This is a genomic window from Candidatus Cloacimonadota bacterium, from assembly GCA_020532355.1.
In the GTDB taxonomy this organism is placed as follows: Bacteria; Cloacimonadota; Cloacimonadia; order Cloacimonadales; family Cloacimonadaceae; genus UBA5456.
In genome coordinates, this window is the sequence record JAJBBD010000276.1 from 1 (window position 1) to 5,994 (window position 5,994).

At 45.3% G+C, this 5,994-nt stretch carries 5 protein-coding genes; all 5 read left to right on the forward strand.

Annotated features, from left to right (window positions below; translation table 11 throughout):
- Window positions 1-433: 433 nt before the first annotated feature.
- The gene (locus tag LHW48_09625; GenBank protein MCB5260710.1) at window positions 434-673 is read left to right on the forward strand and encodes a helix-turn-helix domain-containing protein; all 240 of its coding nucleotides are present in this window, start codon (window positions 434-436) and stop codon (window positions 671-673) included.
- A complete protein-coding gene (locus LHW48_09630; GenBank protein MCB5260711.1) occupies window positions 645-1,433 on the forward strand; it encodes a hypothetical protein in 789 nt (262 codons plus the stop codon). Before LHW48_09625 ends, LHW48_09630 begins: the two co-directional genes overlap by 29 nt.
- Window positions 1,426-1,977, forward strand: coding sequence for a DUF1788 domain-containing protein (locus LHW48_09635; protein MCB5260712.1), 552 nt, complete (start codon window positions 1,426-1,428; stop codon window positions 1,975-1,977). The genes LHW48_09630 and LHW48_09635 overlap by 8 nt, the downstream gene beginning before the upstream one ends.
- 11 nt (window positions 1,978-1,988) lie before the next feature.
- On the forward strand, window positions 1,989-5,426 hold the full coding sequence (brxC, locus tag LHW48_09640) for a BREX system P-loop protein BrxC (GenBank protein MCB5260713.1): 3,438 nt from the start codon (window positions 1,989-1,991) through the stop codon (window positions 5,424-5,426).
- 10 nt (window positions 5,427-5,436) lie between these two features.
- A partial coding sequence (locus tag LHW48_09645) for an SAM-dependent DNA methyltransferase (GenBank protein ID MCB5260714.1) occupies window positions 5,437-5,994 on the forward strand: 558 nt, incomplete at its 3' end.

Sequence of the window (5,994 nt, forward strand, 5' to 3'; positions counted from 1 at the left end):
AGTTAGGGTTTGCTTTTCCATGATTAGCTCCTGTGTATTGATTGAGCCATAATCATACATGTAACATATTTGTCAAGAACTATTTAGATAAACTTATTGTCCATTTTAACGTGCAACGGTCTTATAGATCTTTGGATTGAGAGGGAACTCCCTACATTAGATCAACTTGAGTCCTGACTAAGATAGACAGAGTTTTTTCAAAACTGTTAACTGGACCCCCGATCCGGAGTTGGCTTGGATAATATCTCGGAACCTGATTGTTTCGACCATTTAAAGCCTATTCTCATGTATCGATCGAAAAAATGAGCAATTACTCGATGTTGATTTCAATAAATGCTTTGACATAATCTGATACCATTTATTAGTGTGATTTTCAGTGTTTGGCATTAGCTGATGGATTTACAATGTATGGACAGAAGCTATCGCTTATGCCATGTTGGACACGCATATAAAGGAGTTTAATGTGAATGACAGATGGCTTTCCGTCGTGGAAATCAGCGAGTATTTGGGCATTACGAAAGACTCTGTGTATAAATGGGTTAAAGAAAAAGGTATGCCTGCACATAGGCTGGGCAAGCTCTGGAAATTCAAAACAGATGAGGTAGATATCTGGATGCGGAAAGGTGGTGCGAACGAGGTAGTGAGTGATTCAAAATCAAAGCACAAATCCTGAGCAATTCGGTTTGCGGCTCAATTCTGCCGGATCTCATACATCCAGGACAATAATGCTTCCCGAATTGGGTATGCTGCTAAGTGCAGTGAATGCACCTGAAGCCTCTTTCAAAGACTACGCATCTGCAATATTAAATGACAACTGTCTTCATAAGCGTTCTGCAAGCAACAGAGAGCGCACGCTTGACAATCTACGCATTCTTTACGGGCTTGATGATGAAATTACGATTTTCCGTATCCTCAAAATACTCTGGATTAAAGACCCAGAATCGCTTCCACAAAATGCGTTCTTGTGTGCTACTACCCGTGACCAACTACTTAGGGAGCTTACTCCCTGGGTGCTTGCCAAGTCGGAAGGAACAGTGATTGATAGATTGGAATTGGAAAAACAAATCGCCAAGCTACATCCTGATAGATTTAGCCCAGTGACGCTTACTTCCACCAGTCAAAACATCAATGCAACATGGACCCAAGCTGGCTTTTTAACCGGTAGAAGCAGGAAAGTTAGGATTAAAGCCCAGCCCAGCCCAACATCGGTTACTTATGCACTTTTACTTGGTTTCCTTTGCGGAGCACAGGGAATGCGGCTGTTTGAAAGCGAATTTGTGTCTTATCTGGATAGCCCCAAAGAAACCTTGATTAATTTAGCAGAGATTGCATCTCGCATGGGCTTGCTCCGCTTGAAGCGCATTGGTGACGTTGTTGAAGTTGATTTTGATGCTATCCTAATAGCAGCAGTACCGGAGAAGATCAATGTCTAAAATAGATTCACTACTCCAAAACTATCATAAGCATGTGAGGATACCTTGGCGATCTGATGCAGCATCGATGCAAAGGGTTTGGTTTTGTGTATATGACCCAAAGGACGAAAAAAACCTCAGAGCCAAGCTGGAGGAATTTGAGCTGGCAACTATCCAAAGCTCAAAGAAATGGCTGCAATATGATCTTTCTGACAGCTTTGCCCAGTGGCTTTCCTCTCACCCCTATGCCGAACAATACTTTAAGAATCCCAAATTACTCAAGACAGTTTTACCAACCTATAAGGCGTATTTAGTAAGCCAGATCGAGGCTTATGTCATCAGCAATGGTGCCGATGCAGATACCGCCTTTGCTATCTATGGCGTAGGGTCACTATTTGGTTTCTTGAAAGTGAAGGAACTTATAGAGAGCATCGCTCCTTTAGTAAAGGGACGTTTGGTAGTATTCTTCCCCGGAACTTACGAAAATAATAATTACCGTCTGCTGGACGGATATGACGGCTGGAGCTATCTGGCTATACCAATAACTTCGGATAACGAATCTTAAGGGGTAAAAAGATGCTGAATAGAGATATATACCTTAAAGACCCTACTTCAGTCAAGTTAGTCAACGAAGGCGTGGCAAACGTCAATGATGAACGAACAGACCAAGCTCTGGAAGTACTCCGCTATGAATTGGAGACTTTCGTATGTGATGGGCAGTATGAAAAGGGCTTGAACCATATTCTGGAAACCTATCTGAAAAACATCAATCAAGCCCAGCAACCCTCTGTTTGGATCAGTGGCTTTTATGGCTCAGGAAAATCTCACCTGGCTAAGATGCTCCGTGCGCTATGGTTGGATACGGTTTTCTCAGATGGAGCAACTGCCAGGGGCATCGCAAATCTACCCCAAAGCACCAGAGACCTTCTAAAAGAGCTAAGTATACAGGCAAAACGTCATGGCGGTTTACATGCAGCATCGGGAACACTCGGATCTGGTAGCAGCAATGTGCGGCTAGCACTACTGGGTGTTGTATTCACGTCCCTGGGCTTACCTGAGCAGTACCAAAAAGCCAAGTTTGTATTGTGGTTAAAACAAGAGCATATTTTTGAGCAAACCAGGGATTATGTTGTTTCTGCTGGTGCAAACTGGGATTTTGAACTTGATAACTTCTATATCGCCGAATGCTTACACGATGCTTTAATGAAGGTAAAGCCTAATGTCTTTCTGTCTCATGAAGTATGCATGGATACCCTGCTTAATCTATATCCCAGCACTGATGACATATCGATAGATGAAATGCTCAAAGCCCTACGCAGCGCTTTGTCAATAGACAGCAAGATCCCCCTCACAGCCATCATCCTTGATGAAATGCAGCAATACATCGGCGACAGCAGTGAGCGTTCGCTGGATGTGCAAGAGACCATCGAAGCCTGCACAAAAAACATCGGTGGAAAGCTGATCATCGTAGCCACAGGACAGACAGCCATTTCTGGCACTGCAAATCTGAAGAAACTGGAGGGGCGCTTTACCATCCCTATCCAGCTTTCTGATAACGATGTGGATACTGTGATCCGCAAGGTATTTCTTGCCAAGAATCCTGCTGCCTTGCCAGCCTTGGACAATGTCTATAAATCCAATATCGGAGAGCTGTCTCGACACCTGAGCGGAACCGCAGTGGCACATAAAAAAGAAGATGATTCATTCTTTACCCAGGATTATCCCATCCTGCCAGTAAGACGTAGATTTTGGGAAGAAGCGCTTAGGGTTTTGGACATGACTGGCACAGACAGCCAGCTCCGCAATCAACTGAGCACAATCCATAAAGCTATCAAAACAAATGTGGATATGCCTATAGGAAATGTAATACCCGCTGATTATCTGTATTTCGATTCGGCTATCAAACTCCTGCAAGCCCGCCTCCTGCCAAGTAAGGTATATGATCAAACCATGCTCTGGATAGCCAGTGAAAATGAGGATGAGCGACTGCTTGCCAAGGCATGTGGTTTGATATTCCTTATCAATAAGATCAATGCGCATAACCCTGATCTTGGCATCCGAGCCGTAACCACCACACTGGCAGACCTGATGCTGGAGGATATAACTATAGATAGTAGTGCTTTACGCAGCAAACTGCCCAAACTACTGGATACCTGCTCCTTATTGATGAAAGTAAAGGATGAATACCGCATTCAGACCGAGGAAAGCGTCGCATGGGATGGCGAGATTCAAACTCAGAAGTTAGCTCTATCCAGTTCATCTCAATTGATTGATTCAGAACGGGAAGAACGGATTAAGCAGCACTATGCTTCCGCAACCAGGGGCTTAAGTGTTTTGCATGGAAAATCAAAAGTACCACGCGAAGCCTTGCTAAGTTACGCTGGCAGCAGTCCAATAGATCACAAAGAAAAGCTCTACATCTGGTTAAGAAATGGCTGGAGCGTAGAGGAAAACTCTGCCAGAGTAGATGCGAAACAACTGGGCAATGACTCTCCCCTAATCACTGTTTATCTGCCAAAAAAGAACTCTGATGCCATCAGAGCAAGCCTGATAGAACTGAAAGCAGCAGAAAACACCTTGCGGGTAAAGGGGAACCCCAATACTCCTGAGGGTATTGAAGCCCGATCAGCCATAGAAACTATAAAAAACACAGCAGAGCTTAAGCTCGATGAGCTCTTCCAAGAGTTATTTTCGGAAGCGAAAGTGATCCAAGCCGGAGGCAACGAGATCAGTGAGGCAAATCTAAAGGCAAGCCTGGAAAGCTCTCTTAGTAGCTCCCTATTGCGGCTGTATCCAAAATTCAGCGAAGCCGACGATAGCAGATGGAGCAAGGTTTATGAAAAAGCCATGCATGGAGCACCGGATGCCCTAAGCTCCATTGATTATAGCGGTGAGCCGGCAAACAATCCCATTTGCAAAGCTATTTTAAGCTATATCGGCAATGGTAAGAAGGGTGACGATATCCGCAAGCATTTTGACAAATCTCCCTATGGCTGGCCGAGAGATGCCATCGATGGTGCAATAGCAGTTCTGATCGTGGCAGGCATCATCAAAGCCTTAGATGAGCGGAACCAGATCATTGAAATTGCCAAATTGGAACGTAAAGCCATTGGCAAGATTACCTTAAAAAGTGAGACCGTAGTGATCAGCAATGCCCAGCGCATCAGCATCCGCAGGTTGTATCAAAAGCTTGGGTTATCCTGCCCATCAGGAGATGAATATAACTCTTCTGGCGACTTTATCCTTAAACTCAGCTCCATAATGGACCAAGCCGGGGGCGATGCTCCGCTTCCAAACAGACCAAACTCTGATAAAATTGAAGAAATCAGGCTCTGCAGCGGCAATGAAAGACTGATGGCTATCTACAATGCCTGTGAAGAGCTAAGCGCTTTGATAGACACCGCCAAGACAACTGCGGATCAAATTGCTAAGCGGCATCCTCATTGGAGGCTAATCGAGCAACTGCTGGCTCTGTCTGAGGGCTTGCCTGATCTTGAGATCATCCAAAGTCAGATTCAGCATATCAAAGACCAGAGGCTGCTACTCGCAGACCCAGATCCTGTGGTGCCCATCGTATCTGCGCTTAGCCAAAACTTTCGGGAAGAGTTAAATCGCCTGAAGCAAGAATACGATTTAGCTTTTAAACAAGGGAAAGCCAGCCTTGGATCAAGCGGCAACTGGCAAACCTTGGAACCGGAACAGCAGGAAGCAATCCTCAAAGCAAATCAGCTTGATGCTAGTTCAGTGCTAATCTTTGACCTATCCGACACAAACGCTATTCTTAAAACTCTATCAAAGAATTCACTAAGCTCCATCAAGGATAGGATTGCAGCCTTACCTGGCAGATTTAATAAAGCCCTGGAAGAGGCAGCCAAACTCATGGAACCACAAAGCCAGGTAATAAAATTGCCATCCCACACCTTGAGAACTGCCGACGATGTCGATGCTTGGCTACAAGAAATGGGTGCTTTACTCAAAGAAGCCATTGCCAACGGACCTATAATCCTGCAATGAGGTATGCATAATGCTCCCCCTCGATAAATCTCTTCGTAACAAACTGGAAAGGGCGATAAAAGAAGCCCGGGAAATTGCCGAAACAGGTGCTAAAGCAGCTCTTGAACAACTAGGTGTGGGAGATGCCAATCCCCCCGGCTTCCTTGGTGAGCCAGAAAAAGCTCTGCGGCGCAGACTACGTGTTCATGGACGCCAGCTTGGAGATGCCAGGTATCAGGACTCCAGGCAGGCTATAGATATACTCACTGAGGAGATCGCTTACGAACACTGGCATCGCATGCTCTTTGCCAGGTTTTTGGCAGAGAATAATCTGCTAATGGATGATGATCCCAATAACCCTGTGTCACTGAGTTTGGATGATTGCGAAGCCCTGGCTCCTGAAGAAGGTGCAACAAGCGCTTGGGAACTGGCAGCCAGATACGCATCCAGGATGCTGCCCCAGATATTTAGAACCGATTCTCCGGTCTTTCAGCTAAATCTTCCCCCGGAACATCAGCATGGTTTGGAGAAGCTTCTAAGCGAGCTTCCACCTGAAACCTTTACCGCTTCCGATGCCTTGGGTTGGGTA